The sequence below is a fragment of the Georgenia thermotolerans genome, assembly GCF_009193185.1.
Lineage (GTDB): Bacteria > Actinomycetota > Actinomycetes > Actinomycetales > Actinomycetaceae > Georgenia > Georgenia thermotolerans.
In genome coordinates this window covers 48978-64624 of sequence record NZ_VUKF01000005.1, presented here as the reverse complement: position 1 = coordinate 64624, position 15647 = coordinate 48978, and the positions used below count along the sequence as shown (strand labels likewise).

The following is a 15647-nucleotide window of genomic DNA, read 5'->3' as shown; positions in this document are numbered from 1 at the left end:
CCTCCTTCTGGGGCACACCCACCCTTGGGTCGGGTGCATGTCCACGGGGAACGGACGACCTGTCAGATTTGCGCGGCGTCCATAAGACGTTCTGTGTCCGAGGCAGTCTATTTGGTAAATGCGTCTCGGCATCGGCCGTTGGTGCGGAGGATATGTCGCATTCTTGTAGCGTCTCGCCATCCCGACGACGTGATGACCAGCCAGGAGCCTCAGTGCCCGCGACCCCCGAGACGCTGCTGCCTCGTGCCGTGCCGGTATCCCTCATCGATGCCGACGGCGCCGCGCACCCGGACGACGTCTACGCGCGCCCGCACGACCAAGCGCTCCTGCAGGCGTACCGCGAGCTCGTCGCGGGGCGCCGGATCAACGACCAGTGCAACGCGCTCGTGCGGCAGGGACGCCTCGCGGTGTATCCCTCGTCGCACGGCCAGGAGGCCTGCCAGGTGGCGGCTTCGCTCGTGCTCGACGAGCAGGACTGGCTGTTTCCCACGTACCGCGACTCGGTCGCCGTCATCGCGCGCGGCGTGAGCCCCGCCGAGACGCTGGTCCTCCTGCGCGGCGACTGGCACTGCGGCTACGACCCGAAGAAGCATCGCGTCGCGCCCCAGGCGACCCCGCTCGCGACCCAGCTGCTGCACGCCGTGGGGCTCGCCCACGCCGCGAAGCTGCGCGGGGAGTCCACCGTCGTGATGGCGCTGTGCGGTGATGGTGCGACCAGCGAGGGCGACTTCCACGAGGCTCTCAACTTCGCAGCGGTCTACCGCCTGCCGGTCGTGTTCTTCATCCAGAACAACGAATTTGCGATCTCGGTGCCGCTCGCGCGCCAGACCGCGGCGCCGTCGCTGGCCCACAAGGCCGTCGGGTACGGGATGCCAGGGCAGCGCGTCGACGGCAACGACGTGGCGGCGCTGCTCAGCGTCCTGGGTGAAGCCGTCGACCGTGCGCGGGCGGGGGAGGGCCCCTCGCTCGTCGAGGCACACACGTACCGCATGCAGGCGCACACCAATGCCGACGACGACACGCGCTACCGCGCGCGCGACGAGGTCGCCGCCTGGACCGCGCGCGACCCCCTCACCAGGATGCGCACGTACCTGACCGACGCAGGCGTGCTCGACGAGGCGCTGGACGCCGAGATCAGGGACGCCGCGGAGGAGACCGCCGCAGTGCTCCGGACGGCGATGAACACCGAGGTCGAGCCCGATCCCGAGGACCTGTTCACCTACGTCTTCGCCGAGCGTCCCGCTCACCTCGAACGCCAGTGGCGGCTGCTCCACGATGAGCTGCGGCGTACCGAAGGGAACGATCGATGACGACGGTGGAACGTCCGCAGGAGGCGACCGGGCACGCTGCGGTCGAGCCGCTGACGATGGCGGCCGCGCTCAACCGGGCGCTCGCCGACGCGATGGCGGCCGATGACGGCGTGCTGGTGTTCGGCGAGGACGTCGGGGCGTTGGGAGGGGTGTTCCGCGTCACCGACGGGCTGACGGCGCGGTTCGGCGGCGACCGCTGCTTCGACACGCCGCTGGCGGAGTCCGGCATCGTGGGCACCGCCATCGGCATGGCGATGAACGGGATGCGGCCGGTCGTCGAGATGCAGTTCGACGCGTTCGCCTATCCCGCGTTCGAGCAGGTCGTCAGCCACGCCGCGAAGCTCGGCAACCGCACCCGGGGAACCATCCGGGTCCCGATCGTCATCCGCGTGCCCTTCGGCGGCGGGATCGGCGGCGTCGAGCACCACTGCGACTCCTCCGAGGGCTATTACGCGCACACCGCGGGGCTGACCGTCGTGTGCCCGTCGACGCCGCAGGACGCGTACGGCCTGCTGCGGGCCGCGATCGCGCATCCCGACCCGGTCGTCTTCCTCGAGCCCAAGAAGCTGTACTGGACCAAGGGCGAGGTCGATGTCACGCGCGGAGCCGCGATCGGCCGGGCGCAGGTCGCTCGCGAAGGGACGGACGTCACGCTCATCAGCTACGGCCCCGCGGTCAGCGTCGCGCTGGACGCGGCCGCCGTGGCGGAGAGCGAGGGCCGAAGCATCCAGGTCGTGGACGTCCGCACCCTCACGCCGTGCGACGACGAGACCATCTTCGCCGCCGTACGCAAGACGGGCCGGGCGGTCGTCGTCGCCGAGGCCGCCGGGTTCGCCAGCGTCGCGTCCGAGCTGGCCGCGCGCGTCGGGGAGCACTGCTTCGAGTACCTGGCCGCTCCCGTCCGCCGGGTGACGGGCTTCGACGTGCCGTTCGCACCGCCGAAGCTCGAGCACTACTTCCTGCCCGACGTCGACCGCATCCTCGACGCCGTCGACACCCTCAGCTGGGAGGACGCATGAGCGCGACCCTGCACACCCAGCAGTTCCGGCTGCCCGATCTCGGCGAAGGGCTGACCGAGGCGGCGCTCGTCCAGTGGCTGGTGGCGGTGGGCGATGTCGTCGCGGTCGACCAGGCCATCGCCGAGGTCGAGACCGCCAAGAGCGTCGTCGAGCTGCCCACCCCCTACGCGGGCGTCGTCACGGCACTCCACGGCGTCCCCGGTGACCTGATCCCTGTCGGCACTCCCGTCCTGGAGGTCCGGACCGAACGTCCCGCCACCACGGCCTCCTCGGCGGCGACCGGACCGACGGCCGGTGCCGAGGACACCACCGAGATCGAGGCCCACCGCAAGGAGGAGCGCGCCGGCTCGGGCAACGTCCTCATCGGGTACGGCACCTCGGCGCACCCCTCACCGGCACGTCGTCGCCGTCGTGCTGCCGCCCCGGCAGCGCCGGGTGCCACCACGGCCCGCACCGACGACGGGCCAGGTGCGATCGCGGTCCGCTCGCCGTTGGTCCGGCGCCTCGCCCGGGACCTCGGTGTCGAGCTCGCCTCGATCACGGGGACGGGGACGGACGGGGTGGTCACGCGCGCCGATGTGCTGCGGGCCGCCGACGGCGCTCAGCCCGCCGTTCCGGGTCAGCCGGCCGCGCCGGAAGGGGCCGCGGCGCCCGTTGCCGCGATATCCGTCCCCACCGACCTGGAGGTGGTGGCACGCGAACCGCTCTCGATGCTGCGACGCACCGTCAGCGCGCGGCTCAGCGCCAGTCGCTCCGAGATCCCCGAGGCCACCGTGTGGGTCGACGTCGACGCGACCGCCATGTGGGAGCTGCGCCCGCGGATGGCGCGCGGCGACCGCCAGGCGCCGTCCCTGACCGCCCTGGTGGCGCGTTTCGTCCTGCTCGCTCTCGCCGAGTACCCGCTCCTGGCGTCCCGGCTCAACGAGGCGGGCGACGAGATCATGACCTTCGACGGCGTCAACCTCGGCATCGCGGCCGACACCGACCGCGGTCTCGTGGTGCCGCACGTCCCGCGTGCCGACCGGCTGTCGGTGCGCGAGCTCGACGAGCAGCTGGGCGCCCTGGCCGAGTCGGCGCGCGCCGGACGCACCCCGCCCGAGCGGCTGCGCGGCTCGACCTTCACGCTCAACAACTACGGCTCCTTCGGCGTCGACGGCTCCGCGGCGATCATCAACCACCCCGAGGTCGCGATCCTGGGAATCGGCCGCATCATCGAGAGGCCGTGGGTGGTCGACGGCGCGATCGTGGCGCGTCGCATCGTGCAGCTCTCGCTCGTGTTCGACCACCGCGTGTGCGACGGTGGCTACGCGGCCGGGTTCCTGCGCCATGTCGCGGGATCGATCGAGAATCCGCTGGGTCTCTATGCGGAGCTGTGACCACCGCCCTGTCGCATCCCGACACCGGGCAGCGGCGCACACCGTCGCACGAGGAGACGCGCCATGACCGAAGCATTCCTCGTGGGCGGCGTCCGCACCCCGGTCGGGCGTTACGGAGGAGCTCTCGCCGACGTCCGCCCCGACGACCTGGCGGCCCTCGTCGTCGGCGAGGTGGTGCGCCGCACCGGCGTCGACCCGGAGGCGCTCGACGAGGTGATCCTGGGCGCCGCGAACCAGGCGGGTGAGGACAACCGCAACGTCGCGCGGATGGCCGTGCTGCTGGCGGGACTGCCCGACAGCGTTCCCGGGCTCACGGTCAACCGTCTGTGCGCCTCGGGGATGTCGGCGGTGACGCTGGCGGCGCAGGCGATCCGGGCCGGCGACGCCGACCTGGTCGTCGCGGGCGGTGTCGAGTCGATGACCCGCGCGCCGTGGGTCCAGGCCAAGCCCGCGCGGGCGTGGGCGAAGCCGGGGGAGGCGTTCGACACCTCGATCGGATGGCGCCTCGTCAACCCGCGCCTCGCGGCGCGCGAGAAGGCCACCTTCTCGATGCCCGAGACCGCCGAGGAGGTGGCGCGCGTGGACGGCATCACCCGCGAGGACGCCGACGCCTTCGCCCTCCGGAGCCACCAGCGCGCGCTCGCCGCGATGGACGCCGGTCGCTTCGCCGACGAGACCGTCGCGGTGCCCACCCCGAAGGGCGACGTCACCGCCGACGAGGGGCCGCGGCGCGAGACGTCCGCGGAAGCGCTCGCGGCGCTGCGTCCCGTCGTGCGCGGGGGCACGGTGGTCACCGCGGGCAACTCCAGCTCGCTCAACGACGGCGCTTCCGCGGTGCTCGTGGCCAGCGAGCGGGCGGTCGAGCGTTTCGGACTGCGGCCTCGCGCCCGCGTGGTCGCGGCCGCCTCCGCGGCGCTCGCCCCCGAGATCATGGGACTGGGCCCGGTGCCCTCGACCCGGAAGGCCCTGGCGAAGGCCGGTCTCACGGTCGACGACCTCGGCGCGGTCGAGCTGAACGAGGCCTTCGCGACGCAGTCGCTCGCCTCGATACGGCGCCTCGGCCTCGATCCCGAGATCGTGAACGCCGACGGCGGCGCGATCGCGCTCGGCCACCCGTTGGGATCCAGCGGGTCGCGCCTGCTGGTCACGCTCCTCGGCCGGCTCGAGCGCGAGAACGCCCGCGTCGGTCTCGCGACCATGTGCGTGGGCGTCGGCCAAGGCTCGGCGGTCATCGTGGAGCGCGTCGATGGCTGACGAGGTGCTCCGCGTCGTCGAGGACGGCGATCGCGTCGTGGCGACCCTGAACCGACCCGCGACCCGCAACGCGATCGACCAGGAGCTCGTGGACCGTCTGCACGACCTGTGCGACGAGCTCGAGGGCGCGCCCCGGGTGCTGGTGCTCACCGGCGCCGGCGGAGTGTTCGCGTCGGGCGCCGACATCGGCCAGCTGCGCGACCGCCGTGCCGACGACGCCCGACGCGGCATCAACACGCACGTCTTCGACCGCATCAGCCGGCTGCCGCTTCCGGTGATCGCGGCGGTCGACGGGTACGCACTCGGCGGCGGCGCGGAGCTCGCCTACGCCGCCGACATCCGCATCGCGACCACCGACGTGCGCATCGGCAACCCCGAGCCGGGTCTGGGCATCATCGCCGCGGCCGGAGCGACGTGGCGCCTGCCGCGCATCGTCGGACACGCTCGCGCCGCCGAGCTCCTGCTGACCGGGCGGGTGCTCGGCGCCGAGGAGGCGCTGGCCTGGGGCATCTTCTCGTCGGTTCACCCGCCCGCCGACCTGGAGGCGGCCGCGCACGCGATCGTCGACCGCGTCGTCGCGAACGATCCCCTCGCGATCCGCCACACCAAGACCGCGCTGAACGCCCCCGCCGACGCGCACCCCGCGATCGATCTCGCGCTGCAGGCCGAGCTGTTCGAGAGCCCCGAGAAGCAGCGCCGCATGACGGCGTTCCTCGAGCGGAGGAAGACATGACCGGAATGCCTGCCGCGGTCGGCGCCGTCAGCTGAGCGCTGCGGATCTCACCGACCGGTGAAGGTGGGTCTCGACTTCCTGATGAACGCGTTCACGGCGTCGCGGTGGTCACTGGTCGCGCCGCACCTGTCTTGCGCCTCCGCCTCGGCCCGGAGCGTGGCTGCGAAGCTGCGATCCAGTGCGCCGGCGATGAGCTGCTTGGACTCGGCGAACGCCACGGTCGGGCCGGCGGCGAAATCGGCTGCGAGACGCGCCGCGGTCGCGTGGACGTCCGCCCGTGGAACGATCTGCCCCGCGATGCCCCAACCGACGGCATCGGCCGGCGTGAACGTCTTGCCGAGCAGCACCAGCTCTCGCGCGCGCGACTCGCCCACCGACCGCGTCAGCGTGGCCGAGAGCCCCGAGTCGCAGGTGAGCCCGATACCGGTGAAGGCGGTGCCCAGGGTCGCGTCCTCGGCGAAGACGCGCAGGTCGCAGGCGAGCGCGAGGCCGAGCCCGGCTCCCACGCACGTCCCGTTGACTGCCGCCACGACGGGCTTGGGCATCGTTGCCAGCGCCTCGACGATCGGCGCGTAGTGGTTCGGCACGGTCTCGAAGGCGGCAGCGGGACCGTCCGCGGAGAGCCGATCGGCGTGCTCGGCCAGGTCCTGGCCGACGCAGAATGCCTGCCCCTCGGCGGCGAGGACGACGGCGCGGACCGTCTCGTCCGTGCCGACGTCCGTGAGCGCCTCGAGAAGCGCTGCCTTCAGCGTCTCGTTCAGCGCGTTCCGTCGGTCGGGCCGGTTCAGGGTCACGGTGGCGACGGTGCCGTCCCGGGTGACGAGGCTCGTGCTCAAGGTCGTGTCCTCCTGTTCGAGGCGGGTGAGCGGACTTCGAGGCGGGTGAGCGGACATCGTGCGAGGCCCGGCGCCGGAACGCGGTGCCTCAGGCGCCTCACTCCTTGCTGACGAGGGTGAGGACGTCGTAGGTCGCGACCGACTCGCCGGCGTCATTGGTGACGACGGCGTCCCAGCGGACCTCGCCGTAGTCGGCGGAGGTGCGCGGGGTGATCTGCTTGACCGTGAGGGTCACCGCGATCGAGTCGTCGGCCTTCACGGGGGTGAGGAAGCGCAGGTTGTCGACGCCGAAGTTCGCCAGCACCGGGCCCGGTGCTGGGTCGACGAACAGCCCCGCGGCCAGGGAGACGACCAGGTAACCGTGAGCGACGATCCCGCCGAAGAGCGGGTTCCGTGCCGCCGCCTCGGGGTCGGTGTGGGCATAGAACCTGTCGCCGGTGAACTCGGCGAAGTGGTCGATGTCGGCCAGCGTGACCGCTCGCGGCTCCGACGCGATCGTGTCGCCGATGCGCAGGTCGGCCAGGCTCTTGCGGAACGGGTGCATGCCGTCCTCGCGCCGGGCCGAGCCGGTGGTCCATCGGCCGGTGATCGCGGTGAGCATGTCGGGGGAGGCCTGGATGGCGGTGCGCTGCATGTGGTGCAGGACGCCGCGGATGCCGCCGAGCTCCTCGCCGCCGCCGGCCCGGCCCGGTCCGCCGTGGACGAGCACGGGGAGCGGGGAGCCGTGGCCGGTCGACTCGGGGGCGTCGTCCCGGTCGAGCACGAGGATGCGGCCGTGCCAGGGCGCGAGGCCGAGGACGACCTCCCGCGCGACGTCGGCGTCGTGCGTCACCAGCGAGCCGGCGAGGCTGCCCCTGCCCCGCGCGGCGAGGGCAACCGCGTGGGCGACGTCGTCGTAGGCGATGAGCGTGCTCACCGGGCCGAACGCCTCGACGTCGTGCGGCTCGGCGGCGCCGTCGGCGGCCCTGAGGAGGACGGGGGAGAGGAACGCGCCGCGCTCGGCGTCCGCGTCGATGACGTCGCTGCGATCGGGGTCGCCGAAGACGATCTCGGAGGAGGCTCGCAGCGACTGGATCGCCTTGCGCACCTCCTCGCGCTGGTCGAGGCTGACCAGGGCGCCCATCCGGACGTCCTCGGAGCGGGGGTTGCCGACGGTGGTTCGCGCCAGCCGGGCGGTGATGGCCTCCGCGACGGTGTCCATCGCGTGGCGCGGGACGATGACGCGGCGGATCGCGGTGCACTTCTGCCCGGCCTTGACGGTCATCTCGGTCACGACGCCCTTGACGAACAGGTCGAGCTCGGGGGCGTCGGAGGTGACGTCCGGTCCCAGGATCGAGCAGTTCAGCGAGTCGGCCTCCACGGTCAGCTCGACGCCGCCGCCCAGCACGCTCGGGTGGGTGCGCAGCAGGCCGGCGGTGTGCGCGGAGCCGGTGAAGCTGACGTGGTCCTGCACGGTGAGCTCGTCGAGCAGGCCGTGCGGGCTGCCGCAGAGGAGCTGCAAGGTGCCCTCCGGGAGGAGGCCGGAGTCGATGATGCGGCGGACGACGGCCTCGGCGAGGTACGCCGTGGGGGCGGCCGGCTTGACGATGGTCGGTGCGCCGGCGAGGAAGGCGGGCGCCAGCTTCTCGAGCATCCCCCAGACCGGGAAGTTGAACGCGTTGATCTGGACCGCGACGCCGGGCCGCGACGTGTACAGATGCTGTCCGACGAAGCTGCCTGTGCGGCCGAGCCGCTCGGTGTCGCCGTCGAGGTAGACGGTGTCGTTGGGCATCGCGCGGGTGCCCTTGCTGGCGATCGAGAAGACCGTGCCGATGCCGCCGTCGATGTCGACGGCGGAGTCGCGGCGCGTCGCCCCGGTGGCGTAGGAGAGCTCGTAGAGCTCGTCCTTGTGCGCCGTGAGGTCCTTGGCCATCGCCTTGAGCAGCCCGGCGCGCTCGTGGAAGGTCAGCGACCGCAGCGCCGGCCCGCCGACCGTGCGCGCGTGCTGCACCATGGCGCCGAGATCGAGGCCGGTCGAGCTGATCCGGGCGACCTCCTCGCCCGTGGTGGCGTCACGGACCGGCCGGCCCTCGTCGTCGGCCCGGAACCAGCTCCCGGCGGCGTAGCTCTCCAGCATCCCAGTCACGAAGGCTCCATCCCAGTCTCGGTTGGCGGACGTCTGCGCGACCGCTTGCGTGGCCGGCCCTCCGCGTGTCAAGGTAACAGACCGAACGGTCAGTAATGGCTTGATGCGAGGAGGCATCATGCGCACGACGGACGCCGAGATCGACCCGGATGCCGAGCGCGAGCTGCTCGAGCGGTTCGAGGCGACCGTCGGCCGCAGCGACCGGATCGAGCCGCGGGACTGGATGCCGGAGGGCTACCGGAAGACCCTGGTGCGCCAGGTCGCGCAGCATGCGCACTCCGAGATCATCGGGATGCAGCCCGAGGGCAACTGGATCGGCCGGGCCCCGTCGTTGCGCCGCAAGGCGATCCTGCTGGCCAAGGTCCAGGACGAGGCGGGCCACGGGCTCTACCTCTACTCGGCCACCGAGACCCTTGGCGTGTCGCGCCAGGAGCTGACCGAGATGCTCCTGGCCGGCAGGCAGAAGTACTCCTCGATCTTCAACTACCCGACGCTGTCCTACGCCGACGTCGGCACGATCGGCTGGCTGGTCGACGGCGCCGCGATCTGCAACCAGGTGCCGCTGTGCCGGACGTCGTACGGACCCTATGGCCGGGCGATGATCCGGATCTGCAAGGAGGAGTCGTTCCACCAGCGGCAGGGGTACGAGCTGCTGATGACGATGATGCGCGGCACCGACGAGCAGCGCGCGATGGTGCAGGAGTCGGTGAACCGGTTCTGGTGGCCGGCGCTGATGATGTTCGGCCCGCCCGACGCGGACTCGCCCAACACCGCCCGGTCCATGGCGTGGGGGATCAAGCGCAACACCAACGACGACCTGCGGCAGCGCTTCGTGGACATGACGGTGCCCCAGGCCGAGGCGCTGGGCGTGACGTTGCCCGACCCCGACCTGAGGTGGAACGAGGCGCGCGGTCACCACGACTTCGGCCAGCCCGACTGGGAGGAGTTCACGCAGGTGGTCAAGGGCAACGGCCCCTGCAACGCTGAGCGCCTGGCTCACCGCCGCCGGGCGCACGAGGACGGTGCCTGGGTCCGGGAGGCGGCCCTGGCGTTCGCGGAGAGGTCCGCCGTCCAGCAGGAGAAGGCGTCGTGAGCGGGCCCGAGGTCACCGGCGAGGGCGGCCACGGGGCCGCGCCGCCGCAAGAGGGGCCGACCCCCATGGACCGTGCGAGCAAGCGCGAGTGGCCGCTGTACGAGGTCTTCGTGCGCGGCAAGCGCGGCCTCAACCATGTCCACGTCGGGTCGCTGCACGCCGCCGACGACGACATGGCCGTCCGGCACGCCCGCGACGTCTACACCCGCCGCAACGAGGGCGTCAGCATCTGGGTGGTCAGGTCCACCGACATCACCGCCTCGAGCCCGGACGAGAAGGACCCGCTCTTCGCGCCGTCGGGCGACAAGGTCTACCGCCACCCGACGTTCTACGCCATCCCCGACGACGTCCCCCACATGTGAGCCGCTGATGTCGCCCCCCACCCCCGACCCGAGCACCGCCGCCGGCAACGTCTACGACGCCCTCCTCGAGCACCACGACGTCGTCGGCGACGACTCCCAGTGGGCCTTCGGCACCGACTTCGAGGACCCGCTGGCCGGCGTCGACACCACCGTGCCCGACGCCGTCGACGCCACGGACCTGGCGACCTACTGCCTGATGCTCGGCGACGACGCGCTCGTCATGTCCCAGCGCTTGTCGGAGTGGTGCAGCAACGCGCCCGACCTCGAGGAGGACATCGCGCTGGCCAACGTCGCCCTCGACCTCCTCGGCCAGGCGCGGCTCCTGCTGGCCCGTGCCGCGGCCGCCGACCCGACGGTCGTGCCGGCCCTGCCGGAGGGCTCACCGGTTCCCGCGGAGGACGCCCTGGCCTTCTTCCGCGACGCGGAGCAGTTCCGCAACGTGCGGCTCGCGGAGGTCCCGAACGGCGACTTCGCACACACCGTCGTGCGACTGCTGCTGTTCTCCACGATCCGGCTGGCCGTGTTCGCCCGCCTGGTCGAGAGCCGCGACCCGGTGCTGGCCGCGATCGCGGCCAAGGGGGTCAAGGAGCTGACCTACCACCGCGACTTCGCCGGGCGCTGGTTCCTCATCCTCGCCCGGGGTACCGAGGAGTCGCGGCACCGGCTGCTCGGCGGTCTGGATTGGCTGTGGCCTCTCTACGCCGAGCCGTTGTCGACGCACCCGACCGAGGCGAGAGCCGCGGCCGCCGGCGTCGGGGTGGACCCGGCCGAGGTGGCCGACGAGGTGGACGCGGTCCTCGAGCACCTTCTCGCCGTCAGCGGTGTCGACCGCCCCGGGACGGCGCCGCTGGCCGGGGTCCAGGGCCGCACCGGACGCAGTGGCCTGCACACCGAGGCGTTGTCCCGCATGCTGGCCGAGATGCAGGTGGTCGCGCGTGCTCACCCGATGGGGCGGTGGTGACCGTGACGGTCCAGACGGCCTCCGCGTATGCCATCGCCGCGTCGGTCACCGACCCGGAGATGCCGATGCTCACCCTCGAGGACCTGGGGGTGCTGCGCGGCGTACGGCAGTCCGGCAGTGGCGTCGTCGTCACGATCACGCCGACCTACTCCGGCTGCCCGGCGATGGCAGCCATGCGCGACGACCTGCTGCACAAGCTGCGCGACGCCGGGTACGACGCCCGGGTCGAGATCGCGCTCAGCCCGGCCTGGTCCAGCGAATGGATCACCGAACGCGGCCGCCAGGCGCTGCGCGACCACGGCCTGTCCGCCCCCGGCAAGGCGCCTCGACCCTCGGGCCCGATCGCCCTGACGCTCCTGCCCACCCGGCGCCGGCTCAGCTGCCCCCGCTGCGGCTCGCAGGCCGTCGAGCTGACGTCCGAGTTCGGGGCGACCGCGTGCAAGGCGCTCTACCGCTGCACCTCGTGCCTCGAGCCCTTCGAGCACGTGAAGGAGATCTGAGCCGTGGTCGTCGCCCACTCCCCGGCGCGCTCTGCCCGCTCGGCGCCCTTCCACGCGCTGACCGTCGCCGACGTCGAGCACCTGTGCGACGACGCCGTGGCCGTCACCTTCGACGTGCCGCCGGAGCTGGCCGACGCGTACGCGTTCGCCCCGGGGCAGTCGCTCACCCTGCGCCGCACCGTCGGCGGGCGCGAGGAGCGGCGGTCGTACTCCATCTGTGCGCCCGTGGGGGCACGTCCGCGGATCGGGGTCCGCGAGATCCCCGACGGGATCTTCTCCGGCTGGCTCGCGCGGCAGGTGCGACCGGGCGACCAGATCGAGGTTCAGGGGCCCACCGGCACGTTCACCGCGAATCCGCGGGCCGGCGGGCGGCATCTCTGCATCGCCGTCGGCTCGGGCATCACCCCGCTGCTGTCGATCACCAGCTCGCTGCTCGCCCACGGTGACGCCGAGGTTGCCCTGCTCTACGGCAACCGCACCAGCCGGTCAGTGATGTTCGCCGAGGAGCTCGGCGACCTGAAGAACACCTTCGGCGCCCGGCTGCAGGTCGTGCACGTGCTGTCCCGAGAGCCTCGCGACGTGGAGCTCTTCTCCGGTCGCCTGGACGCCGACCGCCTCCGGCGGATCCTCGACGTGCTGCTGCCGGTCGAGCTGTTCGACGACATCTGGCTGTGCGGCCCGTTCGCCATGATCAACGACGCGCGCGAGGTGCTCACCGAGCTCGGAGTCAGCCCCGGCCGTATCCACGTCGAGCTCTTCTACGCGGACGCCCCGCCGCCCGAGCTCAGGCGCGTGACGCCAGGCCCCGACGGCCCCACCACCGATGTCACGGTGATCCTCGACGGACGCTCGGCCACCGCGGCGATGCCTCAGGACCAGACCATCCTCGACGCCGCCCAGGCGTCGCGGCCCGACCTGCCCTTCGCCTGCAAGGGCGGCGTGTGCGGCACGTGTCGCGCCAGGGTGACCGACGGCGAGGTCGACATGCGACGCAACTACGCGCTCGAGCCGGCGGAAATCGACGCCGGGTTCGTGCTGACCTGCCAGTCCTATCCGGTCGGCGCCAGCGTCACTGTCGACTTCGACGCCTGACCGCCTCACCGGAACGCCGAAAGGACCCAGACCGATGACCGGCATCCTGCCCGCCCGTGTCGGAGTCTACGGCGGCGGCCGCATGGGCGCCGGCATCGCCCATGCCTTTCTCGTCTCGGGGGCGGATGTCACCGTCATCGAGGTCAGCCCGGGTGCGGCTGCGGCCGCTCGCGATCGCGTCGTGAAGAGCCTCACCGTCGCCCAGGATCGCGGCACGCTCGACCACAGCATCGAGGACTACGTCGCCCGGCTCGAGGTGAGCCACGATGCCCACGCTCTCTCCTCGGCAGAGCTGGTGATCGAGGCCGTCCCGGAGGACGCCGACCTCAAGGCCAGGATCCTCGACACGATCGAAGGGGCGGCCCGGGTTGCCGCCCTGGCGACGAACACCAGCTCCTTGTCGATCGACGGACTTGCCGCGCGGCTTCACCGACCGGAACGCTTCCTCGGCCTCCACTTCTTCAACCCGGTTCCGGCCAGCGACCTGGTCGAGATCGTCGTCGGCGCCAAGACCGACGCTGCCCTCGTGGCACGGGCACAGCGCTGGGTCACCGCGCTGGGCAAGACGGCCATCACCGTCACCGACTCGCCCGGATTCGCCTCCAGCCGCCTCGGTGTCGCCATCGCCCTCGAGGCCATGCGCATGCTGGAGGAGGGGGTCGCCTCCGCCGCCGATATCGACACCGCGATGACGCTGGGCTACCGCCACCCGGTCGGGCCCCTGCGCACCACCGACATCGTCGGCCTCGACGTACGACTCGCCGTCGCCTCGCACCTCGCCGAGCACGTCGGCGCGCGCTTCGAGCCGCCGCAGATCCTGCGCGACCTCGTCGCGGCCGGGAAGCTGGGGCGCAAGACGGGGGAGGGGTTCTACCAGTGGTGAGCGAGCGGGCGGCGCACTCCGGCGCCGCCGATTCCGGCGCCGCCCAGGCCATCGCCGTCCGCAGCGCCGAGGTCATGCTCGCCAACGACCGGGCGACCGCCGCCCTCGGCATGCAGCTGTGCGCCGTCGGCCCCGGCCACGCCGTCGTCGCCATGACGGTCCGCGAGGACATGGTCAACGGCTGGGGCAGCTGCCACGGCGCCCTGGTCGCCGCCGTCGCCGACACGGCGTTCGCCGTCGCCTGCAACTCCTTCGGCGAGGTCACCGTCGCCGCCGGCTTCGACATCACCTTCCTGGCACCGGTGCGGGCGGGAGACCAGCTGTTGGCCACCGCCATGCGGCGCAGCGGTGCGGGCCGATCCGGGATCTACGACGTCTCGATCAGCCGCACGGACGCCGACGGAGGCCACACGACCGTGGCCGAGTTCCGGGGACGGAGCCGGTCCCTCGGGCGCCCGGTCGAGACCGGTGCGCAAGCTTGAGCCGCCTGGAGGTGACTGCCCCTCGTCGACCGCCGGGCGGGCGTCACCGCGGCAGTCCTCTTCGGGTCAGGGCGCCGCGAGGCCGTCGAACACCACGGTGGTCACGGTCGCGGCGAGCTGATCGGTCGAGATCTGTCCATCGGGCCGGTACCACTCCGCGATCGAGTTCACCATGCCGAACAGCAGGCGGCTGATCAGCTCCGGGTCGACATCCCCGCGCAGCGCACCCTCGTTCACCGCTTCCTTGACCAGGCCGGCCAACGCGCGATCGATCGCTCGCCGTCGGCGAAGTGCGGCGACCTCTGTCTCGCTGTTCCCATGGACGCGCAGCAGCAGCGTCACCGCCGGCTGATGCGCAACCAGAACCTGCACGCTGCGGCGTACCACCTCGCGCAGCCTCTGCGACGACGACCCGGACGCCGAGCTCACGGAGTCCACCGCGCTGCTCAGCTCGTCGAGCGCCGTGTCCAGCGCCTCCGCAAGAAGCTGCTCCTTGCTGCTGACGTGGTGGTACACAGCCGACTTGGTGAGGCCCAAGGATTTCGCGATGTCATCGATGCTGGTCGCGTCGTAGCCCTTGCGGATGAAGAGGGCGACAGCCGCGTCCAGCACGGCATCGCGGTCATGGCCCGGCCGGCCGGGCCGGGAACGTGGAGTCGTCACGGTCACGGCCCCCAGCCTTTCATGTTCGGCTCCGCCGGCGCCGTTGCCATGGAGCCTAGGTCCGGTGGCCCTAGGCTCACCGCATGCAACGGGTCTTCCCTCTCCCTGCCGCGGCTGTCGACCGCGCCCGGTTGTGGCTCGACGACGTGAAGGTGGCGGCTCCGCGCCCCGCCTCCACCGTCCTGCTCGTGAGGGAGGGCGCCGCGGGCGTAGAGGTGTTCATGCTGCGTCGCCACCTCACCATGGCCTTCGCGCCGGGTGCACTCGTCTTCCCCGGCGGGGGCGTCGACGCGCGGGACGCGGACGCCGACCTGCTGTGGGAGGGCCCAAGCCCGCGGGCCTGGGCGGACGCGTTCGGGACGACGCCGAAGCACGCGCGCCGGCACGTCTGCGCTGCCGTGCGCGAGACCTTCGAGGAGAGCGGGGTGCTTCTCGCCGCCGTGCCGGGCTCCCCCGACGTCGTGCGGGTGGACGGGGAGGACTGGGAGCGTGACCGCCGACGTCTCGTCGCCCGGGAACTGACGTTCTCGGAACTTCTCGAGCGCCGGGGCCTGGCGATCCGGGCGGACCTGCTGCGCCCCTGGGCGCGCTGGGTCACCCCGGAGTACGAGCCCCGGCGTTACGACACCCACTTCTTCCTCGGCGTCGTGCCGGCGGCGCAGATGGCCCGCAACACCGGCGACGAGGCCTCGGAGTCCATCTGGTGCGTGCCCGCCGACGTCCTCGATCGAGCCGAACGCGGCGAAGTCACCCTGTTGCCGCCGACACGCATCTGCCTCGAGGAGCTCGCCGCCGCCAGCAGCCTCGCCGAGCTGCTCGGAGAACCTCGGCGGACGGGCATCGTTCGCCCCCGGCTCGAAGCGCGAGGGGGTGACCTGGTCCTCGTCGTCGACCTGCCGGAACGATCGTGAGGGGCGGGCGTGAGGCGAGGACATCGGTGGCGTGCGACGACATCGCC

At 72.2% G+C, this 15647-nt stretch carries 16 protein-coding genes; 13 read left to right on the top strand and 3 right to left on the bottom strand.

Annotation, left to right across the window (positions count from 1 at the left end; genetic code table 11):
* Window positions 1–212 precede the first annotated feature (212 nt).
* The 5 genes from pdhA (at window position 213) to GD970_RS03640 (ending at window position 5692) form a co-directional block, all read left to right on the top strand.
* A complete protein-coding gene (pdhA, locus tag GD970_RS03660; protein WP_226925137.1) occupies window positions 213–1310 on the top strand; it encodes a pyruvate dehydrogenase (acetyl-transferring) E1 component subunit alpha in 1098 nt (365 codons plus the stop codon).
* Window positions 1307–2329 (top strand): alpha-ketoacid dehydrogenase subunit beta, encoded by a 1023-nt coding sequence (locus GD970_RS03655; RefSeq protein WP_152200899.1) that lies wholly within the window; start codon window positions 1307–1309, stop codon window positions 2327–2329. The genes pdhA and GD970_RS03655 overlap by 4 nt, the downstream gene beginning before the upstream one ends.
* Window positions 2326–3705: a dihydrolipoamide acetyltransferase family protein gene (locus GD970_RS03650; RefSeq protein WP_152200897.1), complete on the top strand. Its 1380-nt coding sequence runs from the start codon at window positions 2326–2328 to the stop codon at window positions 3703–3705. Before GD970_RS03655 ends, GD970_RS03650 begins: the two co-directional genes overlap by 4 nt.
* Before the next feature lie 63 nt (window positions 3706–3768).
* Window positions 3769–4959, top strand: coding sequence for a thiolase family protein (locus tag GD970_RS03645; RefSeq protein ID WP_152200894.1), 1191 nt, complete (start codon window positions 3769–3771; stop codon window positions 4957–4959).
* Window positions 4952–5692 carry an enoyl-CoA hydratase/isomerase family protein gene (locus tag GD970_RS03640; RefSeq protein ID WP_152200892.1) on the top strand — a complete coding sequence of 247 codons (741 nt, stop codon included), beginning with the start codon at window positions 4952–4954 and terminating at the stop codon, window positions 5690–5692. Before GD970_RS03645 ends, GD970_RS03640 begins: the two co-directional genes overlap by 8 nt.
* A gap of 47 nt (window positions 5693–5739) precedes the next feature.
* Here the strand turns inward: GD970_RS03640 and GD970_RS03635 are convergent, their stop codons facing one another.
* Both GD970_RS03635 and paaZ read right to left on the bottom strand, forming a co-directional pair.
* Window positions 5740–6585 carry an enoyl-CoA hydratase/isomerase family protein gene (locus tag GD970_RS03635; RefSeq protein ID WP_152201067.1) on the bottom strand — a complete coding sequence of 282 codons (846 nt, stop codon included), beginning with the start codon at window positions 6583–6585 and terminating at the stop codon, window positions 5740–5742.
* Between the two features lie 40 nt (window positions 6586–6625).
* On the bottom strand, window positions 6626–8653 hold the full coding sequence (gene paaZ, locus GD970_RS03630; protein WP_152200889.1) for a phenylacetic acid degradation bifunctional protein PaaZ: 2028 nt from the start codon (window positions 8651–8653) through the stop codon (window positions 6626–6628).
* Window positions 8654–8771: 118 nt separating this feature from the next.
* On the opposite strand from paaZ, the gene paaA reads away from it, so the two are divergent.
* The 7 genes from paaA (at window position 8772) to paaI (ending at window position 14026) form a co-directional block, all read left to right on the top strand.
* Window positions 8772–9746 (top strand): 1,2-phenylacetyl-CoA epoxidase subunit PaaA, encoded by a 975-nt coding sequence (paaA, locus tag GD970_RS03625; protein WP_152200887.1) that lies wholly within the window; start codon window positions 8772–8774, stop codon window positions 9744–9746.
* A 65-nt stretch (window positions 9747–9811) separates the two neighbouring features.
* Window positions 9812–10108: a 1,2-phenylacetyl-CoA epoxidase subunit PaaB gene (paaB, locus tag GD970_RS03620; protein WP_170297220.1), complete on the top strand. Its 297-nt coding sequence runs from the start codon at window positions 9812–9814 to the stop codon at window positions 10106–10108.
* Window positions 10109–10115: 7 nt separating this feature from the next.
* A complete protein-coding gene (paaC, locus tag GD970_RS03615) occupies window positions 10116–11069 on the top strand; it encodes a 1,2-phenylacetyl-CoA epoxidase subunit PaaC (RefSeq protein WP_152200882.1) in 954 nt (317 codons plus the stop codon).
* Window positions 11063–11569 carry a 1,2-phenylacetyl-CoA epoxidase subunit PaaD gene (gene paaD / locus GD970_RS03610; RefSeq protein WP_211489737.1) on the top strand — a complete coding sequence of 169 codons (507 nt, stop codon included), beginning with the start codon at window positions 11063–11065 and terminating at the stop codon, window positions 11567–11569. Before paaC ends, paaD begins: the two co-directional genes overlap by 7 nt.
* A 3-nt stretch (window positions 11570–11572) precedes the next feature.
* Window positions 11573–12661, top strand: coding sequence for a 1,2-phenylacetyl-CoA epoxidase subunit PaaE (gene paaE / locus GD970_RS03605; RefSeq protein ID WP_152200877.1), 1089 nt, complete (start codon window positions 11573–11575; stop codon window positions 12659–12661).
* 34 nt (window positions 12662–12695) lie between these two features.
* On the top strand, window positions 12696–13544 hold the full coding sequence (locus GD970_RS03600; protein ID WP_152200874.1) for a 3-hydroxyacyl-CoA dehydrogenase family protein: 849 nt from the start codon (window positions 12696–12698) through the stop codon (window positions 13542–13544).
* Window positions 13541–14026, top strand: a complete 486-nt coding sequence (gene paaI / locus GD970_RS03595; RefSeq protein WP_226925134.1) for a hydroxyphenylacetyl-CoA thioesterase PaaI — start codon at window positions 13541–13543, stop codon at window positions 14024–14026. Before GD970_RS03600 ends, paaI begins: the two co-directional genes overlap by 4 nt.
* Before the next feature lie 66 nt (window positions 14027–14092).
* Here paaI and GD970_RS03590 read toward each other — a convergent pair whose 3' ends face one another.
* A complete protein-coding gene (locus GD970_RS03590; protein WP_152201063.1) occupies window positions 14093–14689 on the bottom strand; it encodes a TetR/AcrR family transcriptional regulator in 597 nt (198 codons plus the stop codon).
* Window positions 14690–14772: 83 nt separating this feature from the next.
* Between GD970_RS03590 and GD970_RS03585 the strand changes: the two genes are divergently transcribed.
* On the top strand, window positions 14773–15600 hold the full coding sequence (locus GD970_RS03585; RefSeq protein ID WP_152200872.1) for an NUDIX hydrolase: 828 nt from the start codon (window positions 14773–14775) through the stop codon (window positions 15598–15600).
* Window positions 15601–15647: the final 47 nt, after the last annotated feature.